Raw genomic sequence first — 16,768 nt, 5'->3', positions numbered from 1 at the left:
GATTGCAGAGTGCAGTGTCAGCCGTCGAGCCCGACCGTCTAGGCCTGGCACCCCAGGCTTATAACCTCGGAGAACGGGGTTATAGATGCTTGAAACGGGGATTGGTTCGACCTGACAGATGCTGAATGCACGCTTAACGCCGAGACTTGGCGTAAGACGGGGCAAAACTAGCACAGAGACGGGGAAATATCCGCCTCTACCTACCCATTTGGTCAGCTTTATCGCTCTAAACCGTCAAAAAAAGGAATATACCCGGTCGGACCCCACCCAAAACGCCCTTCGAAGCGCGTCTTGACCAATGGGTGCGGTACACTGGGCGACTTTTCGGGGAGGCCAACCGCTCCCCTTCAACCAGCCGAGAAGCCCATGCCGATCCGTCATTGCATCGTCCACCTGATCGACAAAAAACCCGACGGCACGCCCGCAGTTCTCCACGCACGCGACTCGGAGCTCTCCGAATCCGCCGCCATCGAGAATATGCTTGCCGACCTCAACGAGAGCTACAACGCCAAACAAGGCAAGGCCTGGGGTTTCTTCCATGCCGAGTCCGGCGCGCACCCGTTCAGTGGCTGGTTGAAGGAATATTTCGAGGGTGGCCAGGATTTCACCACCTTCAGCCGCACCGCCGTTGAGCATCTGCAGAAGCTGATGGAGGAATCCAACCTCTCCACCGGCGGCCACGTACTGTTCGCCCACTACCAGCAAGGCATGACCGATTACCTGGCCATCGCCCTGCTGCACCACAGCGAAGGCGTAGCGGTAACCGACGAGCTGGACGTGACTCCGTCGCGCCACCTGGACTTGGGCCAACTGCACCTGGCCGCACGGATCAACGTGTCGGAGTGGCAGAACAACAAGCAATCCAAGCAGTACATCTCGTTTATCAAAGGCAAGAATGGCAAGAAAGTCTCGGAGTACTTCCGCGACTTTATCGGCTGCCAGGAAGGCGTCGACGGTCCGGGCGAGACCCGCACCTTGCTCAAGGCCTTCAGCGACTTCGTGGAAAGCGAAGACCTGCCGGACGAGTCCGCCCGCGAGAAAACCAAAACCCTGGTGGACTACGCCAGCAGCCAGGCCAAGCTAGGCGAGCCCATGGGCCTGGAAGAACTGTCGGGCTTGATCGATGAAGATCGACCAAAGGCGTTCTACGACCATATCCGCAACAAGGACTACGGCCTGTCGCCGGAAATCCCCGCCGATAAGCGCACCCTTAACCAGTTCCGCCGCTTCACCGGGCGCGCCGAAGGGCTGTCGATCAGTTTTGAAGCGCACCTGCTGGGCGACAAGATTGAGTACGACGAAGCCGCTGGCACCCTGATCATCAAGGGCCTGCCGACCCAACTGACTGACCAGCTCAAGCGCCGTAACTGATGCTCGGCGGGGTTCTCAAGAAAGTCCTGTTGGTGTTGCTGGTGGTGGTGGTTATCCAGAACTGGGGCAAGATCGAACGGCTATTCAACCCCTCGCAGGTGGTTTCAGAGCAGGTACGCACTTCGGCGCGGGTGGTGCTCTATGCCACCGAGTGGTGTGGCTACTGCAAGCAGATCCGGCGCTTCCTGGATCAGAAAGGTATTCCGTACCAGGCCTTCGACATCGAGAAGGACGCCCCTGCGCGCAAGGCGTATGAGGCGTTGGGCGGTGGCGGGATTCCGTTTGTGGATGTGAATGGGACGCTGATTCGCGATTACAACCCTGAGGCGATCATGGCGGCGTTGAAATAATCAGCGCACCACGATCACCCGTCCCAGCAGGCTGTGCTGTTCAAACCCCAGCACTGCCTGCAACGCGTTCAGCACGGCCTGCGGGTCTTTGCTCGGGAAGCTGCCACTGACCCGCTTGGCGCCCATATCTTCGTTGAGCAGCAGGATGCGGCCAGGGTAGTAACGCCCCAAATCCTTCACCACATCGGCGAGCGGTGCCTTGTAGTAGTTGAGCCAGCCGTCGCGCCAGGCCAGGCGCGATTCGCTGTCGACCGCGTGCAGGGGATCGGCAATGCCATCGGCGTAAGCCACTTGCTGGCCCGCCGTCAGAATTTGCTGCTGGCCCTGCTTCGACGGCGTCACGCCGACCCGCCCCGACAACACCGTCACTTGAGCGCCCGCTGGTTGCAGGCGCACTTCGAATTGTGTGCCGAGCACCCGCGCTTCACCGCTGCCCGCCCCCACCACAAAGGACTCGCCGGTGTGGGTCACGCTGAAAAAACCGGCGCCGCGACGCAGCTGGATATGCCGCTCGCCATGGCTGAAATCCACGGCAATCGCGCTGTCGGCATCCAGGGTGACTTGAGATTGATCCGCCAGGGTGACGGTTTTTATTTCTCCTGGCGCCGTCACGTAATCGGCGCCGAAATCATCGACCCAACGCGACGGCTGCCAACCTGCGCCCATGGACACCATCAACAGCAGGCAGGCAGCCATGGCCAGGGCGCCGGACCAGCGCACGACACGTGAACGCTTCGCGGTGTTCATCGTATTGAGGTAGCCCTGCAATGCCAGGGCTTCTTCTTCCGCCAGGGCGCGTGCAGGTACTTCGCTCAGCTCCCAGAGCACCTGGGCCTGGGCGTAGGCCTCGACGTGTGCCGGGTTGGCGCGCAGCCAGTGGCTGAACGTCGCCTGGTCGCCGCTGCTGGGTTGGTCGTGCAACAGACTCAGCCAGGCCAGTGCGGCGTGTTCCTGCTCGGGCGTGGGGGTGACGTTCACGGTGCTTTCCCTGGCGTGCGTGGAGGCGATGGGTCGCGAAGGCTGGCCTTGCAAGCTTCGAGGGCACGCATCATATGTTTTTCCACGGCACTTTGGGACAGACCCATGGCCTTGGCGATTTCCGCATATTTGCGGCCATGGATGCGGTTGAGCAGGAAAATCTGCCGAGTGCGCTCGGGCAGGCTGCGCAAGGCGGCTTCGACATGGCGCAGGTCGTTACCCGCTTCCAGTGCGGCCTGGGGTTCAGAGCCCTGGTTGTCCTGCTGCTCGGGCAACCAACCTTCGCTGCTGCGCACCCGCGCGCCTTCGCTGCGCAGGTGGTCGATGGCGATATTGCCGGCGCAGCGCAGCAGGTAGGTGCTGAGCTCTTCGACCTGCACCAGCGGCCGGCGCCAGAAGCGTAGAAACAGATCCTGCACCAGATCAGCCGCCGTGGCGCGGCAGCCTACACGTCGACTCACCAAGGCTTCCATCTGCGAACGCTGGGACAGAAACACCTGCAGAAAATGCGCACGCCCACCCGCCGCATCAGCTTGCGAGCTGTCCTGGGATTCGGGTGGGGTGCTGATCATCATGGCTTGGGCTCAGAGGGTGGCGAAGGCCGCAACGGGGCTGGCCATCAGGCCGACGCCCGCGAGGATCAAGGCCAGCCTTGGCCGATACGGCAACAGCAACACCAGCAGCAGCGCGCTGAGCATCAATACAGCGCACCACTCCACCAATCCCAGGCCCCAGCCAGCCACGCTCACGGCGGGCCAGATCGCGACGGCAAGCAGCAAACCGCCAGCCACACGCAAACCCAGGCGTCGACGAGGCGATGGCTTGCTGTGCAGCAGTTCGCCGTGATGGCGATCGGTGGACAGGCACAGAGCAGTAAACCCGGCATAGCACATCAGCAGCGCGAGGAGCATTCAATTGGCCTCTTGCTTGAGGTTGAGCGGACGCGCCCGTTCAGCCTTGGGCTGCGGTGCCGTGCGGTGGTGCATCTTCCACGCCGCCCAGGCGAGAAACACGCCGCTGCCCAGACAGGTCAGATCAAAGCCGGCCATCGCCCAGTCACCACGGGCCAGGGACACGCCCAAAGCGTGGTCGGTGGTGATTGCGTTGAGCAGTGGCACCGCGGCAAACAACAACGCACCGACGCTCAATTGCTCGACCCAACCCTGGCGCCCACGACGCACAATGGCGTGCAACAGGCTCAGGCCCCAGGCGATAAAGAAGGTCTGCACTTCCCAATCGGAGCGTTCGGCGAGGCTCACCGGCAGCAGGCGGTTGGCCCAGAAGAACGCTGCAATGGCGATCAGCAAACCGGACATGCTGGCGATATTCAGCACTTCCACCAGTCGCAGCTCAAACGGCATCACACCGGTTTTGGCATGTTTGAGTTGGCGCTTGCCAAGCCAGATCACGAGCCCGGTGCCGATCATCGCAGTGCCTGCCAGGCCGCAGATGAAGTACAACCAGCGCAGCACCGGCCCAGCGAAATGGCCCATGTGCAGGCCGTAGAAACTGCCGCCGACCATGGCGGTCAACGATTGCCCGTCGCTGGCCCGCAACAGTTCGCCGGTGTGCCCGTTAAACGACACAATGCTGTCGAATTCATGCACCACGCTGTCGGAACTTGCGCGGAACACATTGACCGACGCGTTGACATCACCGGGGTTATTCACCCCGATCCGCCCTACGTGGCCACCCTCCCATTGCGCCCGCGCTTGCTCGTACATCGGCAGCAGCGGCGCCAATTTGCCCGGCTGCCCCGACGCCGGCGCGTTGTTGGTCGCGGGGAATATCTCGTTGAAAAATGCGCGGGTGTCGTTGCCATAGGAGGCCATGATCGGCGCCGGCATCACCATGCTCATAAAGATCACCAGGCTGCTGTACGTGATCATCAGGTGAAACGGCAGCACGAGCACACCCACCGCGTTATGCCCGTCGAGCCAGGAGCGCTGGCCTTTACGGGGGCGGAAGGTGAAGAAGTCCTTGAATATTTTCTTGTGGGTGATGATGCCGGTGATCAGCGCCACGAACATCACCATCGCAGCGAGGGTGGACAGCCAGCGGCCCCAGGGGTGCGGCATTTGCAATTGGAAGTGGAAACGGTAGAAGAAATCCCCGCCCATGCTTTCGCGGGCCTCTACGGCTTGGCCGCTGACGGGGTCGAGGGTTTTGCGCATGAAATTGCCGCGGCGGCCGGGGTCGAGCTTGTCTTGCCACATGACCGACAGGCCGGGGTCGCGGCTATCCGGCAGGGCGATAAACCAGCGTGCCGCTGTGGGTGCCACCTGCTGCAGGTAGGTTTGCGCGACGCTGAGGCTGCGCGCATTGTCCAAAGGATGAGCCTGGACCTCGGGCTGCATCCAGTGGCTGATCTCATCCTTGAAGTAAGACAGCGTGCCCGTCAGGAAAATCGCAAACAGCAGCCAGCCGAAGATCAAGCCCGCCCAGGTATGCAGCCAGGCCATGGCCTGGCGAAATCCCTCTTTCATGTGCGCACCATCCACAAGCCCACACCCGCCAAAGCGGCAAAGACTGCGCTCGGCAGCATCACGCCAAACCAGGCGCGCCAAGCCGTACGGCAGGCGAAGCACCAGAGTACGGCCAGCAAATAGAACACAAATGAACTCATCATCCCGGTGATCACGGCGTCGGCGCGAGATGTTGGCATCCACAATGCCAGGCAGATGGCGGCGAGGGAGGCCATGAGGTAGCCACCGACCACGGCCGCCAGCACGCGGGAGGTGACGGCCAAGCGGTAGAGCGCGTGAAGCGAAGTTTTGCTTTTCATGCGGGAGGCGCCAGGTTCATCAGCGCGCAATATTAATGATAAATATTCTCATAAGCAAAAGAGAACGGATGAAACACCTGCTTTGCCGGATTGCCGAACCGGGTCTCGGGCCATACAATGCGAACAATTCTTGTTCTCTAAAGCATGCCGATATTTGCGGAGTGTTTGCGTTGAGCCCGTCCAACCCCGTCGAAGTTCTGTACAACGACCATCACCACTGGCTCACCGGCTGGTTGCGACGCAAGCTCGGCTGCCCGGAAAGTGCTGCCGACCTGGCGCAGGACACCTTCGTCCGCGTACTCACTGCAAGGGAAACGCCCACGCTGGTCGAGCCGCGCGCGTTTCTCACCACCGTCGCCAAGCGCGTGCTGTTCAACTTCTATCGCCGCCAGGACCTCGAACGCGCCTATCTTGACGCCCTCGCACAAATGCCCGAACACGTGGCGCCGTCGGAAGAAGAACGCGCAATCATCCTGCAAACCCTGGTCGAGCTGGATCAACTGCTCGCCGGCTTGCCCACACAGGTCAAGCGCGCGTTCCTGCTGGCCCAACTCGATGGCCTGACCTACGCGCAGATCAGCGCTGAACTGGGCATTTCCATTGCCACCGTCAAACGCCACCTGAATAAAGCCGCCATGCGCTGCTACTTTGCCCTATGAACGTCTCGACCCAAGTCGCCGAACAGGCCGTGCGCTGGCTGATGGAAATGCAGCAAGGCGCGCTCAACCCACGCCAACAGGCCGCCTGGCAACACTGGCTGAATGCCCACAGCGAGCACCAGCGCGCCTGGGACCATATCCAGCGCGTTAACCAGCGCCTGCGCGGCATGCCCTCGCCCCTGGCTCACGCCGCGTTGAATGCGCCGACGTCTACCAGCCGGCGGCAGGCGCTGAAGTTGCTGTTGATCCTCGGCGCTGGCTCGGCAGCCGCCTGGAGCCTGCGCCAGCAGCATATTCTGCCGCCCATGACCGCCGACTACCGCAGCCCGGTGGGCCAACGCCGCAAGGTGCAACTGGCCGACGGCAGCCAGTTGCAGCTCAATACCGGCAGTGCAGTAGATGTACATTTTGATGGCCAGCAACGGCTGATCCGACTGCTCGAAGGCGAGATCATGCTGAACGGCATCGCCGGCAACACGCCATTGCGCGTCCTTACCGGCCAGGGCCTGCTCAGCAGCCAAGCGGCGCGCCTGAACGTACGTCAGTTCAACGACCACACCCAGCTGGCGGTGCTCGACGGCCAAGTCGAGGTGATGCCCAACACCTACAGCGGCCTGCCGCTGACAGTCGAAGCGGCGCGCCAAGTCAATTTCACCCGCAAAGGCTGGGACACCCCGCGCCCCACCGACGCCAACAGCGGCGCCTGGGCCGACGGCATGCTGGTGGCTGCACACATGCGCCTGGAAGATTTCCTCGGCGAACTGGGCCGCTATCGTCGCGGCCAGGTCAATTGCGATCCGCAGGTTGCCAATTTATTGATCTCTGGCAGCTACCCGCTGGACGACAGCGAACGCATTCTCAACCTGTTGGAAGTCAGCCTGCCGGTGAAAGTGCGGCGCTTTACCCGCTATTGGGTGACAGTGCAGGCGCGCGCCTGAAATTATTTTCTGTACCTGTGAGCCGTTTTCCACACCTCGCGTGACAGAGAAGGAAAGCCACCTTGATCCTTCCTTCTCAGGACCGCTCTTCATGCCCCAGCAGCCGACCCTAATCGCCCGCACCTTGCGCCAACTGTTACTGGGCGCCAGCCTCAGTTTCGCGGTATTGCCCCCCGTGATGGCCGCGGACGCCAAGCCTTATCACATTGCCCCGACGTCGCTGGAAGCGGCCCTCAATCAGTTTGGTCGCGAAGCCGGCGTATTGATTTCCTTCGGTTCCGAAATCACGGCGGGCATGCAGAGCCGTGGTTTGTCCGGCAGCTACAGCACCACCGAAGGCCTGCAAAAACTGCTGGAAGGCACAGGCCTGGAGGCCCGCCCTGAAGGTGACAACGCCTTCAGCCTGCAACCGGCAAACGCACCGGCTGCGGTAGAGCTGGCGACTTCCAGCGTGGTCGGCGACTGGCTCGGCGATGCGGCACAAACCAATGTGTTCGAACACCCCGGCGCCCGCGATGTGATCCGCCGCGAAGAGTTCGAACGCCAAGGCGCCACCCAGGCCAAGGACGTGCTCAACCGCATCCCCGGCGTCAACGCTCCGGACAACAACGGCACCGGCAGCCACGACATGGCGCTGAACTTTGGCATTCGCGGACTCAACCCGCGCCTGGCGTCGCGCTCCACCGTATTGATGGATGGCATCCCGGTGCCCTTCGCACCGTATGGCCAGCCGCAACTGTCCTTCGCACCGATCAGCATGGGCAACATGGACGCGGTGGACGTGGTACGTGGCGGCGGCGCCGTGCGTTACGGCCCGCAGAACGTCGGAGGCGTGGTCAACTTTGTGACCCGCGCGATCCCGGATGCGCCCACGGTCAAAGGCGGCTTGCAGACTGAAACCAGCCCGTCATCCAGCCATGACGGTTTCAAGACCACCGGCAACCTGCTGGCCGGCGGCACGGCCGACAATGGCCTTGGCGGCGCGATTCTGTATTCCGGCACCCGTGGTGGCGACTGGCGCGAAAACAGCAACACGCGCATCGACGATTTGATCCTCAAGGGCAAATACCAGCTCGACGACGCCAATAGCTTCAACGCCATGGCGCAGTACTACGAAGGCCAGGCCGATATGCCCGGCGGTTTGAACGTGGCGAACTACAAGGCCGATCCGTATCAGTCCACCCGCCCCTACGACAAATTCTGGGGCCGCCGCACGATGTTCAACGTCGGCTACCGCTACGAACAGGATCGTCGAGAATTCACCGTCAACAGTTTCTTCACCAAGACCCTGCGCAGCGGTTATCTGGACCAGGGCACGTTCCTGTCGCTGTCACCGCGTGAGTATTGGGTGCGCGGCGTGGAAACCCGCTTCGCCCAGGGCTTTGACCTCGGCCCGACCAGCCATGAAGTGGGCGTCGGCTACCGCTACATCAACGAAGCGGGTCACGAGTTGCGCTACCGCACGCCGATCTCGGCCAACAACCAGCAAATCCCCACGACTGACAGCCGCAACGACCGCGACACCCGTGGCGGCACAGAAGCCAATGCGTTCTTCGTCGATGACCGGATTGATATCGGCAAGTGGACCATCACCCCGGGCATTCGCTACGAGATGATCGAGTCCCAGCAGAGCAATAATCTGACCAACGTCAAATACAAAGGCGACTACAACACCGCGCTGCCGGCGCTGAACGTGCTCTATCACCTGACCGACGACTGGAACCTGTATGCCAACACCGAAGGTTCATTCGGCAGCGTGCAGTACAGCCAGATGCCCAACCGCGTCACCAGCGGTGAAGTCAAACCGGAAAAAGCCCGCACCTGGGAACTGGGTACCCGCTATGACAACGGCACCTTGCGCGCGGAGATCGGTGCGTTCCTGATCAACTTCGATAACCAGTATGAAAGCAACCAGACCAACGACTCGGTAATCGCCCGGGGTGAGACACGCCATCAGGGTATCGAAACCAGCGTCAACTACGCCCTCGATGGTTTGAGCCCGGCGTTGGCCGGTTTTGATGTGTACGCCACCTACGCCTACGTCGACGCCACCATCCGCGAAGACGGCCCGAACAAAGGCAACCGCGTGCCCTTCTCGTCCAAGCACAAAGGCACCCTCGGCGTGGGTTACACCGAAGGGCGCTGGAAACTCAATGTGGACAGCAGCTACCAGAGCAGCCAGTTCGCCGATAACGCCAACACCGAGGCCGAGAGCGCCGACGGTGCCAACGGACGCATCCCCGGCTACATGCTGTTCAGCAGCCGCGCGGCCTATGATTTCGGCCCGCAACTGTCGGATTTGAACGTGGCGGTCGGCGTGAAGAACATCTTCAACAAGCAGTACTTCACGCGCTCGTTCGACGATAACAACAAGGGCAAATACGTCGGTGAGCCACGCACGGTGTACGTGCAGACCTCCATCGCGTTCTAACTGCCCAAGCAACACACCACCTGTGGCGAGCGGGCTTGCCCCGCGTTGGACTGCGTAGCAGGCCCGGCCTTTTCAAACAAAGAGCTGGGGTCGCTTCGCAACCTAACGCGGGGCAAGCCCACTCGCCACAACAAACCCGTTTGCCTTAATAGCATGCTCGCCCTGACCCGCCGGTTCTAACTGCCCGCCAGGCAACTGGGGGTGGCTTCGACCAATGCATCGATTGCACACCGTGTCTTGGCCGGCATATGCGTGGCCGTGGGCCAGATCACATGGATGGGCGCAGGTTGCTCGCGATAGCCGGGCAATACTGCGACCAACTGCCCGCGCACCACATAGTGCGCAATCAACCAACTCGGCAACCAGGCCAAGCCGACGCCCGCGATGGCGGCATCGGCCACAGCCTGGAGGTCGTCCATCATCAACGGCGAGGCCACGCGATTGCGGTGCGGAGTGCTGCTGCGGTAGGCGATGCCGCGATGGCCGGCAAGGTCTTCGATGCATTCAATCGGCCCAACGCGCTGCAAGTACGCCGGTGACGCTGCCAGTCCCACGGCCTGCTCGCCCAGCCGACGCGCACTGAGGCGGTCGGTGTCGGGGAGCGGGCCGATCCGCACGGCGACGTCGAAGCCTTCCTGTGCCAGGTCCACCAGCCGATCGGCGAAGCTGATCTCGATTTCCAGTTCCGGATAACGCGCCATCAATCCCCACAATGCCGGGGCCGCGTAGTGGTGCCCGAAGGCCAGCGGCAAGCTGACCCGCAAGCGGCCGCGTGGCTGTTGCCGGCCGCTTTCCAGCACCGATTCGGCAGCCTCGAGCTCCGCCAATGCCCGCAGGCAATGTTCGTAGTACGCCTGGCCGTCCTCGGTCAAACGCTGGCGGCGGGTGGAGCGCTGCAGCAGGCACGTGCCCAAGCGTGCCTCCAATCGCGCCAGGCCCTTGCCAACCGCCGAGCGTGTGAGATTCAGGCGTTCGGCGGCCTCGGTCAGGTTGCCGCTTTCGACGATTTGCAGAAACAGCTCAACGCCATCAAAACGCGGTGTGGCCATGGTTCTATTGTCGCCCTTGATTCCCCTATTAGCAGAAAACTTATCACGAATAACGAACCCTATTCCCCTGAAAATATCCCGATACCCATCCACAGGAGAATCCCATGCCACCCGTCGCCACGTTAACCGCCACCAGCCGCCCGGGCACCGCCAGGAATGGGCTGGCCCTCACTGCCGTGTGCCTCGTCGCGCTGATGTTCGGCCTGGAGATTTCCAGCGTCCCGGTGATCCTGCCGACGCTCGAGCGAGAGTTGGGCACGGGCTTCCAGGACGCCCAATGGATCATGAACGCCTACACCTTGGCCTGTACCAGCGTGCTGATGGCGGCGGGCACATTGGCGGATCGCTTTGGCCGTCGCCGCATGCTGGTGTTGTGCCTGTGGGTGTTTGGCCTGGCCTCGCTGGCCTGTGGGCTGGCCGAGGAGGCTTCGCTGCTGATCACGGCGCGGTTTGTTCAGGGCATCGGTGCCGGAGCGATGATGATTTGCCAGTTCGCCATCCTGTCGCACCTGTTCAGCGAACCGGTAGCACGGGCACGGGCCTTTGCAATATGGGGCGTGATTGCTGGCGTGGGCCTGGGCTTCGGACCGATGATCGGCGCATTGATCCTGGCGGTGGCGGATTGGCGTTGGGTGTTCCTCGTGCACGTGCCCCTCACCCTGTTCACCCTGGTGCTGCTGCACATCAGCGTGCAGGAGTCCCGCGACCCGGCCGCCCGTCGCCTGGACATCGCCGGTATGCTCACCTTGACCGTGTCGGTCTTTGCCCTGGTGTACTTCATCACCCAAGGCAGCGAGCACGGCTTCGGCGCACCGGCCATGCTCGGTTGGGCGGCGTTGTCGGTGCTCGGCTTGCTGCTGTTCATCGCGGTCGAGCTTCGCAGTGCACACCCAATGTTCGACTTCTCGGTGTTCCGCATCCAGCGTTTCAACGGCGCGTTGATGGGCTCTATCGGCATGAACTTCAGCTTCTGGCCGTTCATGATCTACCTGCCGTTGTACTTCCAGGCGGGCCTGGGTTACGACACCCTGACCACCGGCGCAGCCCTACTCGCCTACACCTTGCCGACCTTGCTGGTGCCGCCGCTGGCCGAGCGCCTGGCTCTGCGCTATGGCGCCGAACGCATTATCCCCTTGGGCCTGGGCCTGATGGGCGCGGGCTTTCTGGCCATGGCCGCCGTCAACGGCGCCGAGCACCCAGGTATCGAGCTGGTGCTGTTCTGTTGCGTGATCGCCGGCGTAGGCCTGGCGCTGACCAACTCGCCCACCACCAACACCACCACCGGCTCGGTGTCGGCGGATCGCGCAGGCATGGCCTCAGGCATCGACCTCAGTGCGCGGCTGATCACCCTGGCGCTCAACATTGCCCTCATGGGGTTGGTGCTGTTGCTGGGGATCAGCGATCACTTGGCCGAGGTGCTGCCCGCTGCCACGGCAATGGATTGGCCGGTTATCAGTCAAAAGATTGCCGCAGGAAAACTCGAGTCGATGGGGCTGACAGTCAACGACGCTCAGGCAGCACTGCGCCACGGCGCCGGTTGGGCGATGCTGTTTGCCGGGTTGGGTGCTGGCGGGCTGGCGATGCTGAGCCGGTATTTTTTCCGACGCAGGCGCTAAACGAAAACGGGCCTGCAGATGCAGGCCCGTTTGAGGGGGTCAAAAGAAAGTTAGCCGTTGATGACAGCGTTTTCGTTTTCCAGGAATTCCTGTTCCAGCGCGTCTTCATTCACTTTGTTGATTGGCTGGTTTTTCGCGGCAGCGCGGGGCTTGCCTTGCAGTCTGCCAAACAGATGTTCCAACGCGTGGTCCAGCTTGGTGGCCGCACTGTCGATCGCTTGTTCCAGGGTATCGCCCTTGGCGGATACCGACAGTGGTTGATGGCCTTTTGGCCGCGCTTCCAGGCGGCAACTTAAATCGTGGGGACCGGGCTTGTCGCCGTTCTCATCCCGCAGATAGACCTCCACTCGGGTCAGGTCTTCTTCATAACGTTCGAGCGTGCTCTCAATGGTAGTACGTACCCACTCCTCCAGTCGGATGCTGCTTTCAATATGGTTATCGCTATTGACTTGGATTTGCATAGTTCTTCCCTTATTTCAGCTAGCTCGCGAGAGGTCACAAACTGCAACACCGGGGTGGTGAAACCATGACCTCTTGATTACACAATTGAGCAGCCAGACAAACAATTCAACCCCTTTGCAAAGATAAATCCTACATTACAAATTAAGCCTGACTACGGGCAAAAACGCTGTTAGGGTGGGGAGTTAGTTACATCTTCTTACGCTCTGTAAACGTCATAATTGCCCCTCTCCCAACGGGTGCAATCCGCGAAAAATCCCCGCTTCCTCTACCAGCCAGTCATGCACCGCGCGCACGCCCGGATGGCTCAGTGCGCCCGGCGCATACAGCAGCACATAGCGCTTGTGGTTGGGCACCGCGAGGCCGAACGGCACGATCAAGGTGCCGCGCTCCAGCTCATCGTTGAGCAAGGTACGCCGCGCAATCGCCACGCCCATACCGGCGATGGCGGCTTCTATGGTCAGGTGGTTGCGGTTGAAGGTGTGGCCGCGGCGAACATCGGCGTCGTGGTAGCCAATTGCATTCAGGTAAAACTCCCACTCGGCATACTCATAACTCCCACGCCAGGCGGTGATGTCGTGCAGCAGCGGGAAATGCACAAGGTCGGCCGGGCCATGCAAGGGCGGACGACCGCGCAATAGGCTTGGCGCACACACCGGAAATATCTGCTCATCCAGCAAGGCTGTGGATAACAGCCCAGGGTAGCTGCCGTCGTTCAAGTCGATAGCCAGGTCGAAGTCCCCCTCATGCAGGGCAATGCTGCTGTCCTCGGCAACCATGCGCAGTTGGATGTCCGGAAAGCGTTGCTGCAAGCGTGGCAAACGTGGGGTGAGCCACTTGCCGAGAAACGACGGGATCGAGCGTAGGCGCAAGGTGCCGCTGATCATCCCCGCATCGAGCCGCTGCAATTCGGCATCAATGCTGCCGTAAGCCTCCCCCACCGTAGCCGCCAACCGCTGCCCCTCCGCACTCAACTCCACACCCCGCGCCCGTCGATGGAAGAGCCGAAACCCAAGACGCTCCTCCAACTGGCGGATTTGTTGGCTCACCGCCCCCGGTGTGATGTGCAGTTCTTCGGCGCAGCGGGTGAACGACAGATGCCGCGCAGCGCAGGAAAACACGTGCAACCAGACATAAGTCTGGCCATGGAGAGGGCGAGCCATAGGGTTTAGTCCTGCTAAAGGGTGTCTTAGGATAATTCGTTGGTCAGTGCCGATCCAGAGGCTCAGTATCGCGCCAATTGCGCTCGTCCTACAAAACATGGCAGCGATTCCTACTCCATTGCTTGTAAGGGTTTAGCATGGCTATCAGTGTTTTTGATCTATTCAAGGTGGGCATCGGCCCGTCCAGCTCCCACACCGTCGGCCCCATGCGGGCAGCGGCGACCTTCGCCCAAGCCCTGATCGACCAGCGATTGCTTACCGACACCCGACGGGTTGAAGTGCGTTTGTACGGCTCGCTGTCCGCCACCGGCGTCGGCCATGCCACCGACCGCGCCTGCGTAATGGGCCTGATGGGTGAATGGCCGGACCGTATTGACCCCACCTCGATCAACAGCCGTATCCAGCAACTGCGCGAGACCGGCCGCTTACTGCTGGCAGGCGCCCAGGACATTGCTTTCAACTGGCACACCGATCTCCTGCTGCTGGAAGAAAGCCTGCCCTACCACCCCAACGCCATGTCCCTACACGCCTATGGCGACAGCGGACTGCTTAGCGAGCAGACGTATTACTCGGTGGGCGGTGGTTTCATCATCGAAGCTGCCGAAGCAGCGTCAGGCATTGCGCCGACCAGCGATGTTGAATTGCCCTACGACTTTTCCAGCGCCGTCGAACTGCTGGCCTTGTGCAACAAGCACGGGCTGCGCGTTTCAGAGTTAATGATGGCCAACGAGCGCGCGTGGCGCAGTGACGAACAGATCCGCAGCGGCCTGCTGCATATCTGGTCGGTGATGCGCGAATGCGTGGAGCAAGGCCTGCGCGATGAAGGCATCTTGCCCGGCGGTCTAGATGTGCCACGGCGCGCGGCGAAATTGCACCGCAGTTTGTTGGAAATCGGCAAACCCAATGTCATCACCTCGACCTTGTCGGCCATGGAATGGGTCAACCTGTTCGCCCTTGCCGTCAACGAAGAAAACGCCGCCGGCGGACGTATGGTCACCGCACCCACCAACGGCGCGGCGGGGATCATCCCGGCGGTGCTGCATTACTACATGAAGTTCAACGCCGACGCGTCCGACGACGACGTGGTCAATTTCTTCCTGGCCGCCGCCGCCGTCGGCATCCTGTGTAAGAAAAATGCGTCGATCTCTGGTGCCGAAGTCGGCTGCCAGGGCGAAGTCGGCTCGGCCTGCGCCATGGCCGCCGCCGGCCTTGCCGACATCCTCGGCGCCACCCCCGAACAACTGGAAAACGCCGCCGAAATCGGCCTGGAACATAACCTCGGCCTGACCTGCGACCCGGTCGGCGGCCTGGTGCAAGTGCCGTGCATCGAGCGCAACGCCATCGCGGCGGTCAAGGCCATCAACGCCACGCAAATGGCCCTGCGCGGCGACGGCAAACACTTCATCTCCCTGGACCGGGTGATCCGCACCATGCGCGATACCGGCGCCGACATGCATGACAAATACAAAGAAACTTCACGGGGCGGCCTGGCCGTGAGCTGGGTGGAGTGCTGAGGAGTATTCCCTGACTGCCCCAACGTGAGCCTGCGCAAAAATAATAACGAGGCAATAACGATGACCGATGTACGTACACCTGCTGCCGAAAATCCTGTTGAGGTAGAAAACACCGTAACAACCGGCTGGACCAAGCACGACACCACTTGGATGCTCGGCCTCTATGGCACCGCCATCGGCGCAGGCACTTTGTTCCTGCCGATCAACGCCGGCGTCGGCGGCTTCTGGCCACTGATCGTGCTGGCGTTACTGGCCTTCCCGATGACCTTCTTCGCCCACCGTGGGCTGACGCGCTTTGTACTGTCAGGCACATCCGGCGACATCACCGAAGTGGTCGAAGAACATTTCGGCGTCGGTGCAGGCAAGCTGATCACTTTGCTGTACTTCTTTGCGATCTTCCCGATTTTGCTGGTGTACAGCGTCGCGTTGACCAACACCCTGGGCAGCTTTATGGAACACCAACTGCACATGACACCGCCGCCCCGGGCGATCCTGTCGCTGGTGCTGATCCTGGGTTTGATGGCGATTGTGCGCTGCGGCCAGGGCGTGATCGTCAAGGCCATGAGCGTGCTGGTGTACCCGTTCGTCGCCGCCTTGCTGTTGCTTGCGCTCAGTCTGATTCCCAACTGGAACGGCGCGTTTTTCGCTTCTGCCAGTGAGGGCATGCCGCTGCCCGTGTTCTTCAAGACCCTGTGGCTGGCGATCCCCGTGATGGTGTTCTCGTTCAACCATTCGCCGATCATCTCCGCATTCGCCGTCGACCAGAAACGCGTGTACGGCCCGCTGGCCGAGCGCAAAAGCAGCGGCATCCTCGCCACAGCCCACGGCATGATGGTGCTGACGGTGATGTTCTTCTGCTTCAGCTGCGTGCTGGCTCTGTCCCCGGCGGACCTGGCGGTAGCCAAGGCGCAGAACATTTCGATCCTGTCGTACCTGGCCAACCACTTCCAAACCCCTGTGATCGCTTACGCCGCGCCGTTGATCGCGCTGGTGGCCATTACCAAATCCTTCCTTGGCCACTACATCGGCGCCAGCGAAGGCTTCCAGGGCTTGATCGTCAAATCTCTACGCGGGCGTAACCGCTCCCTGTCGTCCAAGTGGCTGGAACGCAGCACCGCCCTGTTCATGGTGCTGACCTGCTGGGCCGTGGCCACCTTCAACCCAAGCATCCTGGGCATGATCGAAACCCTGGGCGGGCCGATTATCGCGTGCCTGTTGTTCCTGATGCCGATGTACGCGATCCAGCGCGTGCCAGCCTTGCGCCAGTATTCGGGCCAGGTGTCGAATGTATTTGTGGTGGTGATAGGCGTGATTGCGCTGTCTGCGATCGTTTTCTCTGTACTGCCCTGAAACAGGTCACCGTTTTCAATAACAACCCAAAACAATTGTGGGAGGGGGCTTGCTCCCGATAGCGGTCCTTCAGCCAATAAATGCTCGGCTGAAGGACCGCTATCG

Annotated in this window: 16 protein-coding genes; 8 read left to right on the top strand and 8 right to left on the bottom strand. The window is 61.4% G+C overall.

The features are described 5' to 3' along the window. Nucleotides 1–366: 366 nt before the first annotated feature. A complete protein-coding gene (gene yejK / locus ACEN2T_RS28050) occupies nt 367–1,371 on the top strand; it encodes a nucleoid-associated protein YejK (protein WP_032886429.1) in 1,005 nt (334 codons plus the stop codon). Next, on the top strand, nt 1,371–1,721 hold the full coding sequence (locus ACEN2T_RS28045) for a glutaredoxin family protein (RefSeq protein WP_032886428.1): 351 nt from the start codon (nt 1,371–1,373) through the stop codon (nt 1,719–1,721). Before yejK ends, ACEN2T_RS28045 begins: the two co-directional genes overlap by 1 nt. On the opposite strand, the gene ACEN2T_RS28040 is transcribed toward ACEN2T_RS28045, so the two are convergent. The 5 genes from ACEN2T_RS28040 to ACEN2T_RS28020 are packed head-to-tail and all read right to left on the bottom strand — an operon-like array spanning nt 1,722 to nt 5,484. Then, entirely contained in the window at nt 1,722–2,699 is a 978-nt protein-coding gene (locus ACEN2T_RS28040) for a FecR family protein (RefSeq protein ID WP_442117891.1), read from the bottom strand. Continuing rightward, entirely contained in the window at nt 2,696–3,274 is a 579-nt protein-coding gene (locus tag ACEN2T_RS28035; protein WP_032886425.1) for an RNA polymerase sigma factor, read from the bottom strand. Before ACEN2T_RS28035 ends, ACEN2T_RS28040 begins: the two co-directional genes overlap by 4 nt. Nucleotides 3,275–3,283: 9 nt before the next feature. Continuing rightward, nucleotides 3,284–3,610 carry a DUF3325 domain-containing protein gene (locus ACEN2T_RS28030; protein ID WP_032886424.1) on the bottom strand — a complete coding sequence of 109 codons (327 nt, stop codon included), beginning with the start codon at nt 3,608–3,610 and terminating at the stop codon, nt 3,284–3,286. Beyond that, nucleotides 3,611–5,185, bottom strand: coding sequence for a PepSY-associated TM helix domain-containing protein (locus tag ACEN2T_RS28025; RefSeq protein ID WP_260366749.1), 1,575 nt, complete (start codon nt 5,183–5,185; stop codon nt 3,611–3,613). Beyond that, nucleotides 5,182–5,484, bottom strand: a complete 303-nt coding sequence (locus ACEN2T_RS28020; RefSeq protein WP_442117890.1) for a DUF3649 domain-containing protein — start codon at nt 5,482–5,484, stop codon at nt 5,182–5,184. Before ACEN2T_RS28020 ends, ACEN2T_RS28025 begins: the two co-directional genes overlap by 4 nt. 170 nt (nt 5,485–5,654) lie before the next feature. On the opposite strand from ACEN2T_RS28020, the gene ACEN2T_RS28015 reads away from it, so the two are divergent. The 3 genes from ACEN2T_RS28015 (at nt 5,655) to fecA (ending at nt 9,512) form a co-directional block, all read left to right on the top strand. Next, nucleotides 5,655–6,143, top strand: a complete 489-nt coding sequence (locus tag ACEN2T_RS28015; protein WP_032886418.1) for a sigma-70 family RNA polymerase sigma factor — start codon at nt 5,655–5,657, stop codon at nt 6,141–6,143. Beyond that, complete coding sequence (locus ACEN2T_RS28010; RefSeq protein ID WP_339482235.1) at nt 6,140–7,081, top strand: FecR domain-containing protein; 942 nt, start codon at nt 6,140–6,142, stop codon at nt 7,079–7,081. Before ACEN2T_RS28015 ends, ACEN2T_RS28010 begins: the two co-directional genes overlap by 4 nt. 91 nt (nt 7,082–7,172) lie before the next feature. Then, nucleotides 7,173–9,512 carry a TonB-dependent Fe(3+) dicitrate receptor FecA gene (gene fecA / locus ACEN2T_RS28005; RefSeq protein WP_442117889.1) on the top strand — a complete coding sequence of 780 codons (2,340 nt, stop codon included), beginning with the start codon at nt 7,173–7,175 and terminating at the stop codon, nt 9,510–9,512. Between the two features lie 176 nt (nt 9,513–9,688). Here the strand turns inward: fecA and ACEN2T_RS28000 are convergent, their stop codons facing one another. After that, complete coding sequence (locus ACEN2T_RS28000) at nt 9,689–10,561, bottom strand: LysR family transcriptional regulator (RefSeq protein ID WP_442117888.1); 873 nt, start codon at nt 10,559–10,561, stop codon at nt 9,689–9,691. 104 nt (nt 10,562–10,665) lie between these two features. Between ACEN2T_RS28000 and ACEN2T_RS27995 the strand changes: the two genes are divergently transcribed. Then, complete coding sequence (locus ACEN2T_RS27995; RefSeq protein ID WP_442117887.1) at nt 10,666–12,177, top strand: MFS transporter; 1,512 nt, start codon at nt 10,666–10,668, stop codon at nt 12,175–12,177. A 50-nt stretch (nt 12,178–12,227) separates the two neighbouring features. On the opposite strand, the gene ACEN2T_RS27990 is transcribed toward ACEN2T_RS27995, so the two are convergent. Then, on the bottom strand, nt 12,228–12,638 hold the full coding sequence (locus ACEN2T_RS27990) for an HPF/RaiA family ribosome-associated protein (protein ID WP_027604683.1): 411 nt from the start codon (nt 12,636–12,638) through the stop codon (nt 12,228–12,230). A 213-nt stretch (nt 12,639–12,851) separates the two neighbouring features. Continuing rightward, nucleotides 12,852–13,799 carry a LysR substrate-binding domain-containing protein gene (locus ACEN2T_RS27985; protein ID WP_095183904.1) on the bottom strand — a complete coding sequence of 316 codons (948 nt, stop codon included), beginning with the start codon at nt 13,797–13,799 and terminating at the stop codon, nt 12,852–12,854. Nucleotides 13,800–13,936: 137 nt separating this feature from the next. On the opposite strand from ACEN2T_RS27985, the gene ACEN2T_RS27980 reads away from it, so the two are divergent. Together ACEN2T_RS27980 and ACEN2T_RS27975 are read left to right on the top strand one after the other, a co-directional pair. Further along, a complete protein-coding gene (locus ACEN2T_RS27980; RefSeq protein WP_179179491.1) occupies nt 13,937–15,313 on the top strand; it encodes an L-serine ammonia-lyase in 1,377 nt (458 codons plus the stop codon). A 60-nt stretch (nt 15,314–15,373) separates the two neighbouring features. Next, nucleotides 15,374–16,663, top strand: a complete 1,290-nt coding sequence (locus tag ACEN2T_RS27975; protein WP_442117886.1) for a serine/threonine transporter — start codon at nt 15,374–15,376, stop codon at nt 16,661–16,663. The last annotated feature ends 105 nt before the right edge of the window (nt 16,664–16,768 follow it).

The sequence above is a fragment of the Pseudomonas sp. W22_MBD1_FP4 genome, from assembly GCF_052113765.1.
In the GTDB taxonomy this organism is placed as follows: Bacteria; Pseudomonadota; Gammaproteobacteria; order Pseudomonadales; family Pseudomonadaceae; genus Aquipseudomonas; species Aquipseudomonas sivasensis.
This window is presented reverse-complemented; position numbering and strand designations above follow the sequence as displayed.